This window comes from Arthrobacter sp. DMZ02-1R, assembly GCF_057747935.1.
In genome coordinates this window covers 4,497,728-4,515,253 of sequence record NZ_CM173230.1, presented here as the reverse complement: position 1 = coordinate 4,515,253, position 17,526 = coordinate 4,497,728, and the positions used below count along the sequence as shown (strand labels likewise).

Below are 17,526 nucleotides of genomic sequence, written 5' to 3'. Positions count from 1 at the left end.
TTTCATTGGTGGTGTAATCGATGCCCGTCATGCACGGCGCCAGTTGGAGACCAATGATCCGGGCAGGATAGGGGCGGCAATGTCGCCTAGCGGTCCGGCAGAAATGCGTAGCTCATCTCCGGCGGTCAGCCACCCGCGGAAGTCAGCGTCGGCGCTGCGTTCAAGCAGGCACCCAGTAGGCACCGTACCCGCGGCGATGACATCGCCTGGGACGAGATCTACACCGACCGACGCGTAGGCGACAATTTCCTCGAATGTCCAGTCCATACCGATGTAGCGTGCTGCGGGATCCGTAACTAGCTCGCCGTTCACGTGAGCACTAACGGGGATATTGAGTCCGTCTACGCGTCGGTACGAGCGCGCCGCATCCGCAGACAGAATCCAGGGTCCGAGCGAGATGGCGGCGTCCTTGCCTTTGCCGAGCCCGATCTGCATCGTTCGTTCCTCAGCTTGGATGTCGCGGGCACTCCAGTCGCAGTAGAGCACGTATCCCGCGATCGCTTCGCCAGCATCCGCGACCGTCAAATCTCGCCCGGCGGCGCCTATGACAGCGGCGATCTCGAGTTCGAAGTCAAAGGCTTGGCTGCCGGCGGGCACCGCAATTGGATCGGTAGCGGACCTCAACGAATGAGGATTGCCAAAGTAGAAGCCCGGGCGTTCGTGCCATACCGGCAAAAGTGGGACGAGCTCACCCCGGCTTCGCCGGGTATTGCGGATGTGGTCGAAAAAGCCGACGCAGTCACGAAGACTCGCCGGACTCGGTATCGGAGCGAGCAGGCGCCAATCCGCCACAGATACGGTCTCCTCTTCCGTCATGTTGCTGCGACCGGACAGAGCACCAAGTGCGTCCGTGATCGAAAAGCTCTCCGGAAGGAGGTGAAGTCCGTCGTCGTTCAGCAACCCATATCGGGTAACAGTACTGTCCGCTGGTGCGGCATCCCGCTCCTGGACTCTAACTAGCTTCATGAACAGCCCTTCTCCATTGATCGCCTTAATTACACTGCAATGTAATTATTGACAGATGGGCTCATCCTGTCAAGGGTTTCCGGCTATCGAGAACTCGTCATCCAGCATGTTCAGCGGAGGCGAGCGATGATTCGCGCGCGACCACATCTGCGAATGTTGCTGGCCGCCGGCCGAGTAGTGCCGAGGTTGCTCCCGAGGAGCCCAACAGGCCGTGGGCGCCGTACTCATGGCACATCAGCGCGTACTCCTTGCGTTGGCTCGGACCCCAGGAGGGAGGTAGCGGGAGGGACTCGGGTTCAACCCGAACCAGCGACCGCTCCTCATTGAAGATCCGATTCATGGTGGCCGCCATTTCACGCAGGCTCTGCGTCTCAGCGCCGACAATTTCGTGGCCGGCATATACGTGACGGTCATCTTCGAGCGCTACAGCGACGCAGGCCGCCAGGTCGCGAACGTCGATCACTGCGAAGCGCGCATCGGGGTCATATGGCGCGTCAATCCGGCCCTCGGTGGACCGTTCGCGAATACGCAGGACGGTCTGTGCGTACATGGCGGGCTGCAGGATCGTCCAGCGAAGCCGCGATTCGCGCACAGCGACCTCGGCATGCGCTTTCCGCACGTGGTGGGGCATTGACGGGGTAAAGGGGTGCAGCACCGATTGATAAACGAAACGGTCCACGCCAGCGGCCTCGGCCGCTCGAAGGGTCGCAATGACCCAAAGTGTTTCATTTTCCTGGTACGAGGGAGCCACGAAGAACACGGACCCTATGCCGTTCAGGGCGGCGGCAAGAGCAACAGGGTCGTCATAGTCGGCGACAGCAACGCTCTCAACGCCTAGGCGTAGCGCGGCCGACGTACGTTCGGCACGATGCACGAGAGCGCGGACGCGGAATCCTCGAGCTACTAAGGTGGATGCGACGGCGTCGCCCGTAATGCCACCGACGCCACACACTAACACCGTCCGGCTTGTTGTCTCGAGTACCGACATATCCAACCTCCGCTCCATCAGGCAAACGCGGGTGCGGCGCCGTGCCTACAATTTACACCAAAATGTAAATTTCGGCACTCGAGCTTCCTGTGCGTGTTTTTGTCGGCCCCGTCGAGCACGTTGACTCCACCCAAGACGACATCCAGAGGCTATGTGGACGCAGCAACCAGAGGGAATGGAGCGGAGATACTGATCGGTTGCACTAATCGCAGAAGCAGCCACACCACCGCTATAGCACCGGTACGCCCGCCTCCCGCGACATTGATCGAACTGAAATGTTGCCCCTGTGATACCGCTGCGCGGATGTTCATGGCGGGATCTTCCTCGCCTGCCAGAGGCTTAGAGTAGCGGGTTCACCTTGACTCTGTAATGACTCGACGACGGACGATTGTCCTCCACGAGAACCCATTGAATGCCAGGCGCTGCGGCCGAACCAAGGCGCGCCGGGTCACCCGAAGTGCCTCCGGCTGTCGCCTAGCTCCTCGTAGGTGGAGTAGTGGACTAAGGTCTTCGGCGAACCGGTTAGGGAACGTAAAGTATCCTCGGTAGGACGCCAGAACACAGTGCCGATAGTGTCTAGGCTGCCGTCCTGTTGATGGAAGTCATGGACAAACCTCAGTCCGCCATGCTCGCAAGGTCTACGACGACCTGGCCACGGATGGCACCCGCCAGGATCTTCTGACTCAGATCCGGGATCTGTTCCCAGCCGGCATCAACTGCAATCTCGCGCAGGTCGTCAGGCGTAAAGAGAGCGTCAAGCTGTGACCAGGCCTCGCGGCGCAGTTCCAGCGGCGCGTTCACCGAGTCCACGCCCAGAAGTGCGACGTTGCGCAAGATAAACGGCATCACTATGACAGGTAGCCCATGGCCCCCGGCGAGGCCACACGCCGCTACCGCGCCGGAGTACTTGATCTGGTTCAGCACATTCGCAAGGGTTTTCCCGCCGACGCTGTCGACACATCCAATCCAGCGGTGCCTGCCCAGGGCTAGGGCACTGGCCTCTCCTGCCAGTGCCTCACGCGGGATGATTTCGCTCGCGCCCAGCTCCTTGAGGTACAACTCTTCCGTCACCTTGCCCGTGGCGGCGTGGACCTCGTAGCCCAAACGGGACAAAACGCCAACGGCGAAGCTGACCACGCCACCTGTTGCACCCGTAACCAGCACGGGACCCAAACCCGGCTTCACACCGGCGGCGCGCAGGCGCAGGATGCACAGCATGGCCGTGAGGCCGGCCGCACCGACTGCCATCGCACCCCATGTGCCGAGTCCCTCGGGAGCCTTGACAACGAGTCCTGCCTCAATCCGCTGATAGCCGGAATACCCGCCAGGGCGAGTCTCCGAAAGGTTGGCACCGGTGAGGACGACTTCTTCTCCAGCAGAGTACCCGCCACCGCCTTCAACGACGGTGCCGGCCAGGTCAATTCCGCAGGATAGGGGAAACGTACGGACGACGCCCGGCCTGCCCGTCATCGCCAGGCCGTCCTTGTAGTTCAGGGAGGAGTGCGTTACTCGCACCGTCAGATCACCCTCCGGCAGATCGGTCTCGGTCAGGGCCACAACTTCGGCGGCTAGCTTTGGTGCAGCCACCTGATAGGCGCGATAAGTCAGGCTAGACATTGCTCTCCTTTTGAGTCTGTGAAGCTTCTGTCGCGGCACGCCTACTGCCGGGCGGGTTGGAGAAGATGGCGGACCAGGTGCCCACCAGCTGCTGAGGGTAGAAATGTGACCTGAAGGTCAGACCCCAGTGAGATTCTCCCGTGGTGTAGTGCTTTCTGTAGTTGCGGTTGCGACCGCGCGCCGCTAGTCGGCCAAGGCAGGTGCAGCGGCTACCGACCCGCTGGTGGCACACAAAGACCGGGCCCGATACCGGAACGAACGGAGCGTTGGGCACCACGGGGTTGCGGACCTCAACGAGTCCATCTGCACGAAGGCGCCACCCCCCTCGACATTGCCTAGATTTGAGCTGCCCCCTTGTGTGGGGGGAGAAGCCTTCTACGCTTGCCTTATCAAAAATTCTGGCATCTTGTGGATGACACTGTCCGGAACAAATCGATCGGCCAAGCGCTTCCCGTGGCGGCGTTCGGGACATTCCAAGCCGTTCAGATTGCTCGACGTCGGCCAGAACCGTCCCGGCAGGAGACGCAACTCGAGGATCTCTCCTTGGAAGTCCGTTCGTCGGCGCACATGCTGCCAATGTATACATTGAAAGCATTCCAAGCAATAGAAACGCGAAAAAGACTACTTTTGTATACATTGGACGGGTTCGACCCGTTGTAGTTTCGGGGGGAGTGGTGGGACGTGAGACAAAAAGGGAGCGAACATGCACGGATGCGCAGGCCAGCATATCGCCGCGGCGGCCGATGATTCTGCCGGAAACGCGGAACAGATTGCCTGTCAGTGGACATCCCGATGGGATGGACTGCTTCATCTTTGCACCGGAGAAACGGAACGTAGATCCAACTATTTCTTGAGCATCGGTGATTTCGGACAAAGGGGTTCCGCAGGATAACGGGTTGCGCGCTGGAGTGATCTATGTTGATGGCGACTAGGACCGCTCTGCGTTGTCGTAGTCGTCTCGGTTGGCGACGACGTCGTCCATGTGTGCTTCGGCCCACTTTTTGATTTGGCAAATCGTGTCGTGCAACGACTGCCCCAGTTCGGTCAGCTCGTACGTCACGGTCACGGGGACTGTTGGGGTCGCCGTCCGGGTCACCAGCCCGTCTCGCTCAAGCGACCTCAGCGTCTGGGAGAGCATCTTCGGACTCACCCCGGCAAGTACACGAGCCATCTCTGAGTACCTCATCATTTGAGGTGCACCGTCGCATGTGGGTCCACTTCCAAGGGCGGACAGGATAAGCACCACCCATTTATCGGAGACACGACCGAGCAGCTGCTGACTCGGACATGCGGCCAGGAACGCGTTGTACTTCGTTTTCGCCTCAGCCCGCTTCGCAGCAGAAGTCATGGTCGCCATCGTCTTTGCACCTTTCGGATACCAACGTACTTCTAGGTAACTACTTCCCCAGAGGAACCTACTTCCTCAATAGTGGAGGAGTGCCGACAACGACACAAGCCTCCAGAAAAGGATCGATGAATGACACCCACCACTCTTGTGCTTCCCGGCGGTACCTGGACACTCGGTGACCTTACGGTCACCCGCTTCGGGTACGGCGCCATGCAACTCGCCGGACCATGGGTCATGGGACCTCCAGCAGACCATGATGGTGCTATCGCGGTCCTCCGCGAAGCAGCCGAACTCGGGATCACGCACATCGACACATCAAGTGCGTACGGACCCCACGTCACGAATCAACTGATCAAAGAAGCACTGCACCCCTACTCGAACGCCCTCCAGATAGCAACAAAGGTCGGCGCGGAACGAGACGCGCAGGGCGGCTGGCCGACCGCCCGCCAGCCCGACCAGCTGCGCAAACAAATCGACGAAAACCTCACCGACCTAGGCGTCGATGCGCTGGACTTGGTTAACCTGCGACTAGGAGACGCCAACGGCCCGGTCCAAGAACGCGTCAGTGATGCCTTTCAGGTCCTCGTCGACCTCCAGGAGGAAGGCCTCATCCGTCACCTCGGGGTCAGTAACGCCACGTCGGACCAGGTAACCGAAGCGCAAACCATCGCGCCCATCGTGAGCGTACAGAACATGTACAATCTGGCCTACCGGCAGGACGACGATCTCATCGATCAGCTCGCAGCCGAAAACATCGCCTACGTGCCGTTCTTCCCCCTCGGCGGATTCACACCGCTGCAGTCTGACACCCTTGCAAGTGTCGCGGCCCGACTGGATGCTACGCCTATGTCCGTCGCCCTGGCGTGGCTCCTTCAGCGGTCCCCGAACATTCTCCTCATCGCAGGGACGTCCTCAGTTGCGCATCTCCGAGAGAACGTCGCCGGCGCCGGCATCCACCTATCCGACGAGGACCTTACCGAACTCAACAGAATCGCCGACTGATCACCCGAGACTCGGCCACTCCAATCTAGAACTAACTAACCTGCTTGAAGTCACGGTGCCCTAACTCATCTCGAGGCCAATCAGCGGACCCCTGCTGCGATATGCAACTGCGAATGCACAACCTTCGTAGAGACCAGTCAGGTGAAGGCTTGTCGAGCAGCACACAACCTACGTAGTGGGGGTCGGCCGCTGGTATTAGGACGGGCATCCGTCCGCTCCATCCGTCGAAAGAAGGCAGGTCGATGGAACCGTTTCGGGCGTACCTAGCCGTAGTGACTTACCCTCGACATACGCACTACAAATTGAGTAACATATTCTATGTCGGTCAGCATAGAATGGCTTTTTATTCCATGTAATGGAAAGGGGGCATTTTCCCAGTGGCACTCCCACCCAGCTTTGATCGTGCATTGCCAATCCGCCTCACGAAGTGGAAGAAATACATGTTCAAGAGCACTGCAACCGCGGGTAATGGCACGCCGGCCATGGGCTCCAATCTTTACCTACTGGAGCAAGTAACGGCAGGATCTCCACAAACTACGATCCGGTGGGATGGGCAAGTCAAGGCCGTTGACCGGCTCGGCGGTGAAGCATTGGACCTCACGGTGCCGAGATTCCTTCGTACTCCATCAAATGTTCCGCATTATGCCGGGCCCCTCGGTTACACCTGTGTCTTTCCATCGGCCGGCGAGGAGTACCTGGGCTTTCGCGAACCTCAGGGACATCTGCGATGAAAGCAGTACGCTTCAGAACGGCCGGAGGTCCCGAAACACTCGCGGTGGAAGAACTTCCCTGTCCAAAGCCCGAACCGAAAGAGATTCTTATCCGGGTGGCGGGAGCAGGACTTAACCGCGCCGACTCACTCCAGCGCAGGGGCAGATACAACCTGCCACCAGGTGCCTCACAGATTTTCGGAATGGAGGTTTCGGGAACCATTGCAGAGCTGGGCCACGAAGTGACTAATTTCGCGCCAGGTGACAGGGTTATGGCACTCCTAGCATCAGGGGGATACGCAGAATTCGTTGCGGTTGATGCGGGGCATGTTCTGGCGATACCGGAGGGAATCGATCTGCTCGAAGCCGGGGGGATACCTGAGGTCGCAGCTACGATCGTTTCAAATGTATGGGGCACGGGCTGTTTCACAGCAGGCGAGACTGTTCTCATCCATGGAGCCACAGGCGGCATCGGCGTTTTCGGCATCCAGCTCATCAAGGCGCTCGGCGGACGGGTGGCTGTCACCGCATCGACCAGTGCCAAGCTCGAGATCGCTCGAGGACTGGGAGCGGATGTACTCATCAACTATATTGAAGAGGACTTCGCAGCAAGGATGACCGCTGAGGGCGGGGCTGACATCATCCTTGATACGGTTGGTGGATCCTACCTGGAAGGAAACGTTCAGGCCCTTGCGCCCTACGGCCGGATCGTGACCATCGGGATGCAGGGCGGCGCGGAGGGCGCTCTGAATTTCGCAACGCTCATGAAGAAAAAGGCTTCCGTCTCAGGTACCCTCTTGCGCGACCGCCCCACGGAACAGAAGACCCAGATCATGGCGGAAGTCAAGCGACTTGTCCTGCCCCTTCTGGAATCGGCCTCGATCAGGACCGTTACGGAAAGGGTGTACCCACTGTCGGAGGTGGCCTCCGCGCATGCATCCTTCGAAACCAAAGACCACATCGGCAAGATTATCCTGGGCTGTGGTCACGCTTGTAGTTGATTGGCAACTTCCGATTGCGGTCAGCGACCGGCCAGTCGTGCCCGAACACATCGACGGCTCCACAATGAGACACTCAAGACTCGCGTTGCCTACGGGTACTGTTCGCACCACCTCGCGGCCGAAGCTGGACCCCTCGTTTCTCTACTAGCTGGTTTGGCTTCTTGGCCTGCTGCAAGAGCTACCGCCATATCGGCATTTGCTGATCGGGATAGCGGGCACCATGCCCTCCGAACGGGAGGATTCCTCGGATGTCTTTTATCTCGGTGAGTGTTAGGCGGATGTCCACGGCTTTGGCGTTTTCTTCTAGCCGCCGGGCATTGCGCGTGCCTGGGATCGGGGCGATGTTCTCCCCTTGAGCCAGCAGCCAGGCGAGGGATATTTGGGCGAGGGTCGCGTCCTTGGATTTTGCGAGGGCATTCAGCTGTTGGATAGCCTCGAGGTTCTTTTCGTAGTTGCCCGGCTGCCAGCGGGGATGACTGTTGCGCATGTCGTCCTTGTCGTACTGCCCGGCCGGTTTGGCGGCTCCCGAGAGGAAACCGCGGCCGAGCGGAGAGTACGGGACGAGACCGATGTTGAGCTCGGTGAGGAGTGGGAAGAGATCCTCAACCTCACGTTCAAAGAGCGAGTACTCGGTTTGAAGGACGGATACGGGTTGGACTGCGTGAGCCCGCCGAATGCTCTCCGGCCCTGCCTCGCTGAGACCAAAATACTTGACTTTGCCTGCGCGGATCAGGCTGCCCACCGTGTCCGCCACGTCTTCCATGGGAATCTTCGGATCGACGCGGTGCTGGTAGAGGACGTCGATGTAATCTGTTTTGAGCAACCGTAAGCTGTTCTCGACGACTTCGCGGATCTGCTCCGGACGGCTGTCTTGTCCGGCGCTCGGCGTTATACCAAACTTCGTGGCGATCACAACCCGCTCCCGGAACGGCGCAAGAGCTTCACCAACGATCCGCTCGTTTTCTCCCCAGCCATACCTTTCGGCGGTGTCAAAGAAGGTGATACCTAGGTCGAAGGCCCGCCGGATCGTGTCGATGCCTTCCTGTTCATCGCTTGGTCCATATGCAAGTGATATGCCCATGGCACCGTAGCCTATGGCTGATGTCGTGAGACCCTCGCCTCCAAGAGTTCGGCGCTGCATAGTGACCTTTCCTGTTTAGTACTCACACGATGTGAGAATCTGCTTTCTCCACCACAGGCGGTAGTGCGAGCGAGCGGCTTGTGCCTTGTCTTCGCGGGCCCGTCAGTTGCCACCTGCCGGTTGTGTCCGGGACCGGGGGTCAGGACGCAGCCGCGCCGGCTGTCGTGACAGTGACAGTACCCAATCCCCCAAAGCGGGCGACTAAGTGAGAGCCGGAAGACACGACAACCGGAGTCGTCGCAGCCCCGGTGGACACCAATTCCCTTGCGCGCAGCGGGATCCCCCGCCGAGAGAGATAGTTGGCCGCCCACACCAACGCTTCAACAGGGTCGCCCAGAACATTACGCCCCGTTCCGCGGGACACTTCGAGGCCGTCAGCCCATAACGAAACCTTGCTCTCCGGCAGACGCTCCGCATCCCAGTCCAGGATGGGCTCACTTAGCACAAGTTCCCCGCCGCACATCGCGTCCGCCACCAGGCTTGGGAGCCCTACGTTCGAAAAGTCGCGGTATCTCGAGTTTGGCAATTCGATGGCGAGGCGTAGTTCGGCAACGGAGTTGATCGTTTGTTCCCGGCTTATTGCTCTTCCAGCAGAGCCCAAGAGATCTTGGTTAAGGGTAAAGACAAACTCGGCCTCCGCCGAAGCCATGCGTTGCGTATGCCTAGCGGTAGCTGCGCCCCCTGAGTCAACAAGCATTGATGCGTAGAGTCGGCCCAATATTGGCCCGTTTGCTCCGATATGGAGTTGGCCCGCCCGGCTCGTCCCGGCGATTTTCCATCCTATGGACTGGCCCATATGAGCATCCAGCCTCCGCTGGGTAGCCCACGCTTCTTCCAAATCGCGGGGCCTACAGTGAAGTGGCAGCTCAACCGCAGCAACATCGGAGTGCCACACTCGAGCAAGGAACGCCGCGGCGGACTCGCTTCGTATATCACTGCTTTCATCCATGGACGCGGCTAATGGAGTCGTATTCAAACTTACGGAACATCACTCGGTGTCCGCCTTCACCAGCAATGCAATTTTTCCAAGGTGGGAGTTTGTCTCCATGATTTGATGAGCTTCGTCCGCCTTCCGCCAGTCCATACGCCGATAGATTGTCGGGCGGATATCGTCTAGAGCGCCGGTGAAGTCGAGATCTGACCGGACCGCATTCACGACGGCGATCTTTTCCTGCAAGCTTCTAGTTCGAAACGTGACGCCGATGAGCTCAAGGCGCTTCACTGCCAACATGTCCATGTCGAGGACACCTTGAGATCCTCCCAGGCGTCCGACGCCTATGAGACGACCTTTGACCGCGAGGCTTTTGACGTTTTCTGCTAGGTAGGAACCGCCAACGTGGTCCACCACAACGTCTGCGCCCAGGCCGTCGGTACCCTCCATTACACTTTCCGCAAATTGGCCGTTGTGCACATTGATTACGTCTGTTGCGCCGAGCTGCCGAAGAAGCTCATTACCTTTGGTCGAGCGAGCAGTTGCAATGATTTTCTTGGCCCCGAAGTGTTTGGCAAGCTGCACTCCTTGGAGGCCTACTCCCGAAGTTGCAGCGTGAATGAGTACGGATTCTCCCGGCAGAAGTCTTCCTGCCGTGCGGAGTGCGTTGTGCTCGGTAAGCAGTCCCAACATTGCCGCAGCACCCTCGGCGAACGACCAGCTGCGCGGGATCGGCAGGGTGAGTCCTGCGTGGACTACGACCTCTTCCGTCAGTCCACCTGCAGCCAATGCCATGACACGGTCCCCAATACCGATACCGTGGACATCGTCAGCGACTTCTGTGATTACTCCCGCTGCGTCCAGCCCGATGACCAACGGCGCATCAGAATCAGACGCGGCCGGGCCGTGGGCTCCCGCCCGTTGGAGCAGATCGGCTCTATTTACAGAAGCTGCGTGCACTTCAATTCGTACTTGTCCCTCGGATAAGGTCGGTCGGTTTAGCTCGCGCATTTCCAGCACAGTCGAACGTCCAGCGGATTTAATGGTCATTGCTTGCATAAAGGAGCCTCTATCGGTGTGGGGAGAATTTTCAGATCTCGTTTAGCCAGACATCTGCTTCTGCTGAAATCTGCCTGTTCGTTTCGGGTAACGGCTGTGAGGGGTCATTCATAAAACTGCTCTACATTGAGGTCCTTGAGGAGCTCGCGGTCGTGTTTGGACCTCACAGACCAGTCCCTTGGCCGCTTTGTGCCTTCAGTTGAAACCGGCGAATTTTTCCGACGCTTGTGCGGGGGAGTTCCTCCATGATTGTCCACTCGCGGGGCCGGCATTGTGGCGGAAGATGCAGCTCCGCCCAAGCGTGCAGCGCCTCAACCGTAGGCGGATCTGCAGGATCCCTAGGCACTACGAATGCCACCGGTACCTGATCGCGAATAGGATCTGGTCGCGCCAAGACCGCTACTTCCAGAAGGCCCGGTGCCTGAGCCAGGGCGGCCTCTACTTCCGTCAGACTGACATTTTCGCCCGCGACCTTGATGACTTCGTCGATGCGTCCCGCGAACCGGAAGACGCCATTTTCATCGACGGAGGCCATATCACCGGTGTTGAACCAGGTGCCATCACTGCCATCCGTAAAGGACCTGGCCGTTGTTTCCGGATCGTTAAGATAACCACCGAACAGATCCGCCCCTGGCGTTCCCCGGACCAGGATCACTCCTGGCTCACCAACTGGTACGTCACCGCCGAGGTGCTCGTCTTGCAGTCGGATCTGGCGTCCCAGCGCCGGCGTGCCGATTACGTTATGCGTTGGAGGCGCGCTCATGTCAGCGGTGACGACAGCCGTTGTTTCGGTCATCCCGTAGAGCTGGCGGGGACGACAACCAATCAGTTCGGAAAATTCGTTGTAGTGGTCTTCCCCAAGGCTCTGCGCGTACCAAAGGTGTTTCAGGCTAAGTCTTGGCGCAAGATCCGGATGCCGTGCCAGAATCATTCGAATGGGCGCAGCGAACAGACTTGCGTGGGTCACTTCGAGCTGCGCTGCCTGCCCGAGCCACCTTGACGCAGAGAACGCCGCCGTCAGTGCAACGCTTCCTCCGACCGCGATTGCTGGTGCGAAGCAATAAAACTGAGCATTGGCATGGAATAGAGGCAATGTGACAAACCAACGATCTTTCGCCTGAAGATCGATGATTTCGGACATGCTGCGCGCCACATGCAAATAGTTCGCTTGGGTGAGCAGAACGCCTTTGGGATCCGAAGTCGTACCCGATGTGAACATCACCGCGAGTCTGTCAGTAGGCTCGGCAGGGGAGTAGCTGGCTGGTGGGCCCAACAAAGGCGACGAAGCTGCGGCATCCACAGCGGTCTCGCTGAGCTCCACGATGTCCTCAAGCAGCCCAGAAGCTCCGTCCCTGTAGATTGACTGCCTGCTCCTAGCGCAGAAGCCAATTTTGGGGGACGTCCGGCGAAGCTGCTGGGCTATGTCCTTGGCAGGCGAGGCTGGATCCACTGACACAATCCATGCGCCCAACCTTGAGGCCGCAAGCCAGAGGAGCAGGAACGCCGGTGAATTCCTGAGGGCAAGATGAATTGAGTCTCCGCGAACAACTCCCCGGGAGGCAATGAAGCCGGCGGTCTGCGACACGAGTGATTCAAACTCAGCGTACGTCCAAGACGTCACACCTCCGTCGGCGTCGCGAAAGATTAAAAACTTGTTGTCCGCATGCTCGGTTGCCGACAGGGACCACACTTCTTCAAATGTACTGGCCTCTGTACGGACCACGATTCCGGTGTGCAACTATACCGTCCTTCTGATATCGACTTGACAGTGAACTGGTCTACGACGCGTGCGTACTGGAACTCGCTTCATTACTTCGCCTTGGTCCCATGACCGACGCAAAAACTTCACCCGCTCCCAATACAGAGGCCTCGGCCCGTCGGAAACAAGCCCCGCCTGGACAAGATCATGGTAGGTCGGGGTGCTTGATATCCTCACGACTTTGAGGGTAGGGGACCGCGGCAACCGTCGCTCGGATATACGTCTGCTCATGCTGCTCCACCCGCGACTTACGGGAGCCTCCACCCGGTTCACCCCACGTAAGAATCACCTCAGTTCCGGGAGTTGCAGATTCCTCGCTCAGCAGTGCAAGGGAAAGCATCGCCCCGATGTTGCTGCTGAAGCCGCAATGGCTCGAGACCCCTACGACCTCTCCGCTAGTCGAACGAACTTCATCCACCTGCGGAGACCCGAAGTACACCACCGGCATGTCCATGGACTTGTAGTGCGGGCCGTCGCCGCGGTCAGACGCCAACACACGAGCTACATCCTTTGCATCCCACACCAAAGTCACCTTCTGGCGGTGGTTGAGATCGCGCATCCCAAGAACGGCGTCTCGACCGATAAAGTCATGGTCCAAATTGATGATGTGTCCGTATCCAAGCTCCCAGGGAGTTCTGTAGTAGTCCCTCAGCGACTTAGCGCGGAAGCTGCCCCCAGGCGCCATGTTTGCTTCCCAGCCAGTGGCTGGCAACCAAGACCGATAATTTTCGAGTTCCGGGTCGGTGTAGATCGCTGGCATGGGATACGCCATCCACCCGCTCTCAAACAACGTGCTGTAGTAGGCGAGGCTGCCGCCCCTTTTCAGGTCGTAGGCGCTACCCGCGGCCAGAAGAGCGTCAAGAACGCGTTCTTTATCGTCGAAGGTGCCTGAAAGCTCCGCCCCATAACTCCCCGCCATGCCATGCCGAAGTATGAGGACTTCGCAACCCGCGATGCGGACGTTGGCAGTCCGGAAAAAGGGAACCTCGGGCAAACCGCCCTCAATGACTTTGTCAAGTATCGCCACCGTCGCTGGGCCTAGAACCTGATAGCGGTACCTGACCCGCCGAGCCAGCGGGTTCCCGAGGGGGAGTGGGTCCGAATGGACCTCGACGTCGTAGCCACCTACCTCGGCCTGATAAGCCACCCAGTTTTGAAGCGGCGCTCCTGACACTAGCTCAAACTCAGCGTCACCCAATCGATAAGCGATGCAGTCGCCGATCAGGTACCCGTTGGGGGCACAAGCAACAATTTGTTTGGCACGGTCCTGTGTCCAATTTGAGAGGTTGTTCACGGCAACCTTGGTGAGGAGCTTCAGGCTGTCTGGACCCGTGACGTAGAGCTCGGGCATGATTGGGCTTTGGTCGAACAGCACGGCCGAGTCTCGCCATGCACGCTGCTCGTCACTCCAAGTCGTGTATTCGGGTGGAAACAGAGCAGCGCCCGCGGTACTAAGCCGAAAGTTCTTCGGTTCAGTGTCGTTATGGAAGTATGCTATTGGGTCGGGAATTGAGTCGAGAAGATCCTGAAGACTGCGCAAAGCCAAGTCCCTTTCGTTGAGGTGATGAGCACGGTCTGTTCTCGTTGACATCCGGCGGCGGTGGTGTGAACTGATCAGAAAACGATGGTGCGGTTACCGTCGCGAATGACCCGGTCCTGCGCGTGCCAGAGAACCGCCCGCGACAGAACTTGCCTTTCGATGTCCGCACCGAGACGAACGAGCTCCTCGATTGTGTCCGAATGGGATACCCGGACGACGTCCTGGTCGATGATCGGTCCTTCGTCAAGGTCTTCGGTAACGTAGTGCGCCGTCGCACCAACGAGCTTCACACCTCGTTCTTTCGCTTTGCGATAAGGTCCCGCCCCGATGAAGGCCGGGAGGAACGAGTGGTGAATGTTGATGATGGGGACTCCGATGTCTGTAATGAACCCTCCAGACAGAATCTGCATATATCGAGCAAGAACGACGAGATCGACGTTCGATTTCACCAGATCGGCGATGCGCCGTTCAGACGCCGACTTGTCGGTCCCCGACTGCGACGGAACGTGGAAGAAGGGTACGTTGAATCTCCTCACCTCCTCGGCTTTGTCAGGGTGGTTGGAGATGACCATCGAAATATCGACTGGGAGCTCCTTGCGCCTATGGCGCCAGAGGAGATCGAGCAGGCAGTGGTCATCCTTCGAAACGAGAATCGCCACACGAAGCGGGTCGGCCAGATTCCGCAGGCCCCATGTCAGGCCGAGCTCCTGTCCCACGACGACGTCGATCTCTGATCTGAGGTCGGGGAGAAGGGCGGATAGGTCGCGGGCGTGAAAAGTGAGTCGCTGAAAAAATGCCCCACCTTCGGGGTTGTCACTATGCTGATGAAGCGACACGATGTTCGCTCCATATTTGTTCAGCACTGATGCGACTCCGGCCACAATGCCTGGACGATCATCGCCATGCACGACCAAGCTCGCCAATTCGGGTTCGGACAGCGAACCTGTGGATACCACGTCAGTTTCCTTTCCGTGTGAGTTCGTTGATCCAGCTGAGGGTATCCTCGACCGCTCCGAACGGATAGAAATGCAGGAAAGTCGGCGTCCCGCCCGTTTGCGGGAGGCTCTGTGCGAGGTCGTCGATAAACCTTGTCGGCTTCGCCGTCGACATCAGATTGGTCAGCGAGAAGCCGTACTTCCGCACGATTCCAGTGGAGGACTTGACTCCGAACTGGCTCGCATAGCGCAACAGTCTCTTAACTGTGGTCGGCCCCGGCACTCCGATTCGGATTTCAGAGAGAATTGCCTTCGGGAGGACCGAGGCTATGGATCGGCTCACTGTCTGCGCGTCGAAGCAGAACTGACTAATCGTGTATGTTTCGAGACCCTGGTCGCTCAGTACGCGACACTTGTTGGAAAAATCTTCCTTCAGTAGTTGATCGCTGATGGACGGATGTCCTTCGGGGTAGAGTGCTATCCCCACACGTCGAACTCCGAAGTTCGAAAACAGTCCGCTGTCGATGAGGCTAAGTGCGTTGACATACGGACCTTCTGCGTCGGCTGCGTCACCTCCAATGACAAAAATTTCTTCGCTCGCTCCCATCTCGGCCAGGCTGGTCATGAACTGCGAAATTTGCCTGGTGGAAGTCACCCGACGCGCTGCGATATGGGGAACAGGCTGGAGACCGAGATCAATCAGGTCTGATATCGCCGTGATTCTTTCCGCGTTTGACTCACGCCCCAAAGCAGTCAGGTTGACCCGGGTACCCGGGGGAATCAATTGAATTGCATCACGCACCTGGGGAAGATCCCTGCAGGTGACCTCGAATGTGTGGCCCTGCACCAGATCACGCCGACGCGCTGGGGGTGGGACTGTGGCCGGGTGCAGGTTTTTCCCATCACTCATTGCGCGCCTCGACCCGAGGGGAGCCGATCTTGGGTCAGCGGGGTATTGTCCTCCCAATTGAGATAGGGGAAGAGCACGCGGAACAGTGTCAGATGGGCGCCTGTGAGGTCAATAATGTCAGGCGTGAGCGCCCATTGGAGATTGATGCCCATGATGCCCCCGAAAATGGCGGCTGACAACGAGTCGAGATCGATGCCCGGGGGTAGTCCCTCGGCCACCTCAGGCCGGTCCAACCACCGCCGATAAAAGGCCCGGGCATTGCTCTGGATCTCTGGGAACGAATCATGGATGGGAGAGTTAACGTCGATTGCCTCGAACAGAAGGCTTAGGCGTGCTCGTCCCTGCGGACCTTGGATGGCCAGCGACGCACGAGATGCCAGAAAGGCGGAGCCGGCAGCACCCGACGGAACCTCGACTGCAAAACGCTCGACGCCCTCATCACGCAACCGTTCGACAATGGCCTGCAGTAAGCCGTCCTTGTTCCCAAAATGCCATGGGATCGACCCTCGACTGACGCTCGACCGGGCTTCTATGTCCAACATGGAAATCGATCGATAACTTTCTTCCGCGATGAGCTCGATTGCTGCGGTGATGATGCGATCGCGGGTCTGCTCGCTACGTTCATTTCTCAGCGATGGCATGTCTACCTCCAGGTTGTTTGGGGACTTGTGGGACGCACTTCGTACTCAGTTCTCATCGTTCAGGCCTCCTGTGTGATGCGGGCGTCCACGCGACCGAGCAGTCCAGCGTCGATCTCGACGACATCTCCTGGTTTCAGCCAGCCTCTAAAGGAATCCGAACCTGAGATCTCCAGAAGGCAGCCCATCGGGATGGTTCCCGCCGCCACGAGGTCTCCAGGAACGAGCCGGGAACTTCTAGAGACATGCTCGATTAGCTGTCCATAGGACCAGTTCATCCCCTCGAACGTGCCGCGAGAGACGTGCTCACCGTTGATTCGAACCGTCGCTTCCAGACTGAACCCGTCGGTGGTGGCGAGGGAGTCCACCTCATCAGCCGTCACCAGGACCGGGCCCAGAGTGGTTCCCATGTCTTTGGACTTTCCTTGGCCAATGCGCATCACGCGCTCCTTGGCCTGGAAATCGCGGGCGGACCAGTCGCAGAACAGAACGTAGCCGGCGATGACGGACTCTGCGTCGGCGGCTGGGATGTTCTTCCCGCCGCCGCAAATCACTGCAGCCATCTCGACCTCGTAGTCGAACGCCACGCTGCGGCTGGGTCGGGCCACCGGTGACGTCGAATCAAGCAGGTCGACGACGCTGGAGAAGTAGAACGGAGGCATTTCCATCCATTCCGGCTCGAGTTCGGTCGACACCCCGCGAGAGCGGCGGGCATTCCGTGCATGATCGAGGAATGAAAGGCAGTCGCGGATCTGCGGGGGCTGCACGGGGATTTTCAGTCGGACGTCATTCAAGCCGACATGCTCGGCGGAGCGCGACTCCCAGATCTCCTGTCCAGCTTCAAGCAACCGATCAGGCCCATCCTGCAGCAGTTCCTCAATGGTAAGACCCTCGTGCGCTCCTTTGATCTCCTCATCGCGTAGCACTCCTACTCGAATCTGCCCTGGAGAATTGACTTGTTCGTATCGGACAAATTTCATA

At 58.8% G+C, this 17,526-nt stretch carries 16 protein-coding genes; 3 read left to right on the top strand and 13 right to left on the bottom strand.

The window, feature by feature from the left end; translation table 11 throughout:
* Positions 1 to 27 precede the first annotated feature (27 nt).
* From AC3ANQ_RS21435 to AC3ANQ_RS21420, 4 genes are all read right to left on the bottom strand, one after another.
* Entirely contained in the window at positions 28 to 966 is a 939-nt protein-coding gene (locus AC3ANQ_RS21435; protein WP_488302900.1) for a fumarylacetoacetate hydrolase family protein, read from the bottom strand.
* A 97-nt stretch (positions 967 to 1,063) separates the two neighbouring features.
* Positions 1,064 to 1,954, bottom strand: coding sequence for an SDR family oxidoreductase (locus tag AC3ANQ_RS21430; RefSeq protein ID WP_488305390.1), 891 nt, complete (start codon positions 1,952 to 1,954; stop codon positions 1,064 to 1,066).
* Positions 1,955 to 2,569: 615 nt separating this feature from the next.
* Positions 2,570 to 3,571 carry an MDR family oxidoreductase gene (locus AC3ANQ_RS21425; protein WP_488302899.1) on the bottom strand — a complete coding sequence of 334 codons (1,002 nt, stop codon included), beginning with the start codon at positions 3,569 to 3,571 and terminating at the stop codon, positions 2,570 to 2,572.
* A gap of 928 nt (positions 3,572 to 4,499) precedes the next feature.
* Positions 4,500 to 4,919 carry a winged helix-turn-helix transcriptional regulator gene (locus tag AC3ANQ_RS21420; RefSeq protein ID WP_488302898.1) on the bottom strand — a complete coding sequence of 140 codons (420 nt, stop codon included), beginning with the start codon at positions 4,917 to 4,919 and terminating at the stop codon, positions 4,500 to 4,502.
* A 129-nt stretch (positions 4,920 to 5,048) separates the two neighbouring features.
* Between AC3ANQ_RS21420 and AC3ANQ_RS21415 the strand changes: the two genes are divergently transcribed.
* Together AC3ANQ_RS21415 and AC3ANQ_RS21410 are read left to right on the top strand one after the other, a co-directional pair.
* Positions 5,049 to 5,921, top strand: coding sequence for an oxidoreductase (locus tag AC3ANQ_RS21415; RefSeq protein ID WP_488302897.1), 873 nt, complete (start codon positions 5,049 to 5,051; stop codon positions 5,919 to 5,921).
* Positions 5,922 to 6,648: 727 nt separating this feature from the next.
* Positions 6,649 to 7,632 (top strand): NAD(P)H-quinone oxidoreductase, encoded by a 984-nt coding sequence (locus tag AC3ANQ_RS21410; protein ID WP_488302896.1) that lies wholly within the window; start codon positions 6,649 to 6,651, stop codon positions 7,630 to 7,632.
* A gap of 178 nt (positions 7,633 to 7,810) precedes the next feature.
* Here the strand turns inward: AC3ANQ_RS21410 and AC3ANQ_RS21405 are convergent, their stop codons facing one another.
* Both AC3ANQ_RS21405 and AC3ANQ_RS21400 read right to left on the bottom strand, forming a co-directional pair.
* On the bottom strand, positions 7,811 to 8,773 hold the full coding sequence (locus AC3ANQ_RS21405; protein ID WP_488302895.1) for an aldo/keto reductase: 963 nt from the start codon (positions 8,771 to 8,773) through the stop codon (positions 7,811 to 7,813).
* Between the two features lie 139 nt (positions 8,774 to 8,912).
* Positions 8,913 to 9,470, bottom strand: coding sequence for a 2-keto-4-pentenoate hydratase (locus tag AC3ANQ_RS21400; RefSeq protein ID WP_488302894.1), 558 nt, complete (start codon positions 9,468 to 9,470; stop codon positions 8,913 to 8,915).
* Positions 9,471 to 9,569: 99 nt separating this feature from the next.
* On the opposite strand from AC3ANQ_RS21400, the gene AC3ANQ_RS21395 reads away from it, so the two are divergent.
* Positions 9,570 to 9,734, top strand: coding sequence for a hypothetical protein (locus tag AC3ANQ_RS21395; RefSeq protein WP_488302893.1), 165 nt, complete (start codon positions 9,570 to 9,572; stop codon positions 9,732 to 9,734).
* Between the two features lie 27 nt (positions 9,735 to 9,761).
* Here the strand turns inward: AC3ANQ_RS21395 and AC3ANQ_RS21390 are convergent, their stop codons facing one another.
* From AC3ANQ_RS21390 to AC3ANQ_RS21360, 7 genes are all read right to left on the bottom strand, one after another.
* Positions 9,762 to 10,763 (bottom strand): zinc-binding dehydrogenase, encoded by a 1,002-nt coding sequence (locus AC3ANQ_RS21390; RefSeq protein ID WP_488302892.1) that lies wholly within the window; start codon positions 10,761 to 10,763, stop codon positions 9,762 to 9,764.
* Between the two features lie 163 nt (positions 10,764 to 10,926).
* Positions 10,927 to 12,453: a class I adenylate-forming enzyme family protein gene (locus AC3ANQ_RS21385; RefSeq protein WP_488305389.1), complete on the bottom strand. Its 1,527-nt coding sequence runs from the start codon at positions 12,451 to 12,453 to the stop codon at positions 10,927 to 10,929.
* A gap of 214 nt (positions 12,454 to 12,667) precedes the next feature.
* The gene (locus tag AC3ANQ_RS21380; protein ID WP_488302891.1) at positions 12,668 to 14,113 is read right to left on the bottom strand and encodes an aminomethyl transferase family protein; all 1,446 of its coding nucleotides are present in this window, start codon (positions 14,111 to 14,113) and stop codon (positions 12,668 to 12,670) included.
* Positions 14,114 to 14,136: 23 nt separating this feature from the next.
* Positions 14,137 to 14,985, bottom strand: coding sequence for a formyltetrahydrofolate deformylase (purU, locus tag AC3ANQ_RS21375; RefSeq protein ID WP_488302890.1), 849 nt, complete (start codon positions 14,983 to 14,985; stop codon positions 14,137 to 14,139).
* Between the two features lie 34 nt (positions 14,986 to 15,019).
* Positions 15,020 to 15,907: a methylenetetrahydrofolate reductase gene (locus AC3ANQ_RS21370; protein ID WP_488302889.1), complete on the bottom strand. Its 888-nt coding sequence runs from the start codon at positions 15,905 to 15,907 to the stop codon at positions 15,020 to 15,022.
* Positions 15,904 to 16,548: a TetR/AcrR family transcriptional regulator gene (locus AC3ANQ_RS21365; protein WP_488302888.1), complete on the bottom strand. Its 645-nt coding sequence runs from the start codon at positions 16,546 to 16,548 to the stop codon at positions 15,904 to 15,906. Before AC3ANQ_RS21365 ends, AC3ANQ_RS21370 begins: the two co-directional genes overlap by 4 nt.
* Before the next feature lie 59 nt (positions 16,549 to 16,607).
* Positions 16,608 to 17,525 carry a fumarylacetoacetate hydrolase family protein gene (locus AC3ANQ_RS21360; protein ID WP_488302887.1) on the bottom strand — a complete coding sequence of 306 codons (918 nt, stop codon included), beginning with the start codon at positions 17,523 to 17,525 and terminating at the stop codon, positions 16,608 to 16,610.
* Position 17,526: the final 1 nt, after the last annotated feature.